The sequence below is a fragment of the Chamaesiphon sp. VAR_69_metabat_338 genome, from assembly GCF_031423935.1.
Taxonomy (GTDB): Bacteria; Cyanobacteriota; Cyanobacteriia; order Cyanobacteriales; family Chamaesiphonaceae; genus Chamaesiphon.
On the sequence record NZ_JANPGM010000365.1, the window covers coordinates 1 to 3845 of the forward strand.

Sequence of the window (3845 nt, forward strand, 5' to 3'; positions counted from 1 at the left end):
CGTGAAGATCCAAACTATGTAATAGGAGCAGCGATCCAATGAGATGTCGGCAAGGAAGTAGATCGACTGTGGAGATGTTGGGTTTCGTTCCTCAACCCAACCTACGGATCTACTGTGAACTAGCGATCGCCGAAAATTGCCAGCCAAGTCGATCGATTTTTGCCCGATCGCGACCCCGATTTCCAAGTTTGGATGTGTCCCTGTGGACTTATCGATCGGGACTTGAGACGAGCGGTATCGCAGGACTCTGTAAGTACCTAATCCCCGTATCAAAATTTGACAACTTCTCATAAAATAAAGTGAGTTTCCTGTTGTCAAGCCCATAATGACGTAATTTATTCCAGCAGTTTGTCGAGTCTTAGGCATAGGACATCCACCGATCGATGTGTCAAGATAAACATAGTTGGTAATGGATCGGCACTTTGGATAATTTGCAAGTCGGTGATGGGAGCATACGCACAGTGAATCCGATCGGATCTACCCTTCAACAGCGTTATCAAATCCTGGAACAATTGGGGCAAGATGGAGCAGTCGCCACATATTTAGCCATCGACCTTCAAGTTCCAGGCAATCTCCAGCTCAAGTGTGCGATTCACCGTTATGAATTACCAACCGCTAACGCGGAGAGTCGGGAATGGAAACAAGCGATTAGTAAGGCTCAGAGTCTCTACGATCTCAGCCGCAAAGTCGATCGATTGCCGATAATTTATAGTTATTTCGCTCAGGCGCAATTTTTTTACATCGTGAGAGAGTTTGTCGCGGGGACATCCTTGGCGCAAGAGTTAGCCACTGTAGTTAATGACGATCGTCAGCCCAATGAGCGATCGGTCTGGACTCAGTCGCAAGTAGTCATGTTCTGGGCAGATGTATTGGAAGTGCTGCGCGATATCGAGCGGTGTGACGTTATCCCTGAGCAAATCTCGATCGCAAATATCTTCCGTCGCCAGATCGATGGCAAACTAGTCCCGCTCAATTTACCCCTAACAATCGATAGTTTCAACTCGCAGCAGCCACTAGGAGATAATTTGCGATTGGTTGCCCAAATTGCGATCGCGGCAGCTAGTGGCAATCCACTGCCGCTGAAAGCTAGTCAAATCGGGCAATGGCAGCAGCTAGCACCCCAGATCGATCGACCCGAACTCGTCGCCATTGTCGATCGATTGTTGGCAACTGCACCGGCACAGGGCTATCCCTCAATTGGAGCTGCTTGGCAAGCGGTTGTCAGTGTCATCCCCAAACTGCTCGTCGATCGATATTCAGCGGCAGAGCAGCAGACGGAGATTGCCAGACACGTCCGACAGTTAGTCGATCGCGGGACGGAACTCTATGAAGTTGGTAGTTGCGACGCGGCGATCGTGGCTTACGATCGGGCACTAGGACTCGATCCTGAGTGTGTTGATGCCTATTGTGGGCGGGGCAACGCCCGCCGGTTTGTGGGGGATTATCCAGGCTCTGAGGCAGACTTTGAGCTGGCGATCTGCCTCGATCCCGATTGTGGGCTGGCTTATATCGGACGCGGACTAGCAGTCTGTTTTGGCGAGCCATCCCCGTTAGATCCCAATGCCGATTTTGAGCTGGGCAAAAAGTTGCTCGCAAGCCCAACCAGTGCGATCGAATATGTGATGCGGGGTACTGCCAAAGCCCAGTTGAACGATCCCGTGCCGGCAATCGCCGACTACGATCTGGCGATCGCTATGAATCCGCGTTTATTGCTGGCGTACAATAATCGGGGCAATTTATATCAATATTTGGGTGACTCGGAGCGTGCGCTAGCAGATTTTAGTAAGGTATTAGAGATCGATTCCCGCTCGGCGATCGCTTATAATAACCGCGCGATTATCTATACCCAACACGGGCAATTTTCAGCAGCAGTTGCCGATTATCTCAGAGCGATCGAACTCCAGCCAGATTTTGTTAGTGCTTACAATAATTTGGGCAATAATTATTGTCAGATGGCCAAGTATGCCGAGGCGATCGCCAGTTACACCAAAGCGATCGAACTCGATGCCAACTTTGCCGTTGCTTATAGCAATCGCGCTAATATTTATCGCGTCCGAGATGAGATCGAGCCAGCTTTAGCCGATTATAATCGGGCGATCGAACTCGATCCCAATTTAGTTATCGCTCACTATAATCGGGGGATTTGCTATCGCCAAATCGGCAATCATCAAGCCGCAATCGAAAATTACACTCAAACGATCGCCCTCGATCGGCAATATTTTCATGCTTATTACCATCGTGGAAATGCACGTAAATATTTAGGCGATCGTCATGGCGCAATTGCTGATTATACGCACACAATTTGTTTCGATCCCGATCATTTGCACGCACATTACAATCGGGCGATTACGCGTAGTGAAATTGGCGATCTTCAAGGTGCATTGGACGATCTCGATCGAGCCATCGAGTTAGATCCGGCATTTAGTGCGGCATACTATCAACGCGCCTGGATCTTAGCCAGCGATGGCGAACACCAATATGCTTTGGCACAATATCAACAAGCTATTGAGTTAAATCCCGATTATCTCGATGCTTATTATCATCGAGGTTGTAGTTATCAGAGTTTGGGCGAACTTTCGGCAGCAAGTGCGGATTTTAGTCGCGCGATCGCACTCGATCCGAATTATGCACCTGCTTACTACCAACGGGGCAAAGTCTCTGAAGCCATCGGCGATCGGGCTGGTGCGATTAGCGATTATCATCAGGCTGCCAATCTCTATCTCGATCGGGGCGATAGTAAGACTTATCAGTATATTTTGCAGCTGTTGGATCGATCGGTTAATCGGAATTAGCGGAGATCGGGGGACGGGGGGACTGGATGCTGAAAACCTTCAAACTCTATCCACTATCCACTCACTTTCACAAGAAGTCTAATATATTGACGATCGAGGCGGGCGATCTGGGTATTCTAAATCAGTTGAGTAATCCAGTGTTCCGAGATCGTGAAATCAGCCATCACCCATCCAGCCCAAGTTATCGCGCGTCCCGATACCAGTGAGGCGTTGCGTTATGACATTCTGGGCATCTTAGGCGAAGGTGGCAGTGGCGTTACTTATCGCGCGCTCGATACCACCACCCAGCAATTAGTCGCGCTCAAAGCTTTATCACTGCACCAGATCGATGATTGGAAAGCGATCGAGTTATTCGAGCGCGAAGCCAAAGTACTTAGTAGTCTCGATCGCGATGGCATTCCTAAATATCTCGATTATTTTACGACCGATCTGGATGGCGATCGACACTTTTATATTGTCCAAGAGTTAGCTCCAGGTAAAAATCTGTTGGAGTGGATGCGTGATGGTTGGCGGGTTTCCGAAGCTGAAGTCAAAACGATCGCGATTCAAATCCTAGAAATTTTAATCTATCTCCACCGGCATTATCCACCAATCGTCCATCGCGATCTCAAGCCGAGTAATATTCTCAAAACTGAGGATGGCAAAATTTTCCTCGTCGATTTTGGAGCGGTGCAACAAACCTATCACGATACCTTCCTGCGTGGCAGTACTGTCGTCGGTACCTACGGTTATATGGCTCCCGAACAGTTTCGGGGACAAGCCGTGCCAGCGACAGATTTATATGGCTTAGGGGCGACGATTTTGCATCTACTCACCCATCGATCGCCAGCAGAAATTCCTCAAGATGGCTTGCGCCTGAATTTTCGCGATCGCTTGCAAGTATCGAGTGGCTTTGCTGACTGGTTGGAGCGGATGCTAGAGCCAGATGTGGGCAATCGGTTTAGCTCGTCAACTAAGGCTTTAGAAGTCCTCAAAACACCACCAAAGTCAAAATCGAAGCCGAAATTAAGTAAAGTCAATCCAGTAATGCCAATTAACGCCCGATCGACTTTA

At 48.9% G+C, this 3845-nt stretch carries 2 protein-coding genes; both read left to right on the forward strand.

Annotated elements, in window-relative coordinates; translation table 11 throughout:
- The first annotated feature begins 461 nt into the window (after positions 1 to 461).
- Positions 462 to 2792 carry a tetratricopeptide repeat protein gene (locus tag RMO84_RS10315; protein WP_310488378.1) on the forward strand — a complete coding sequence of 777 codons (2331 nt, stop codon included), beginning with the start codon at positions 462 to 464 and terminating at the stop codon, positions 2790 to 2792.
- Between the two features lie 150 nt (positions 2793 to 2942).
- The coding region (locus RMO84_RS10320; RefSeq protein WP_310488379.1) for a serine/threonine-protein kinase at positions 2943 to 3845 on the forward strand (903 nt) is incomplete at its 3' end.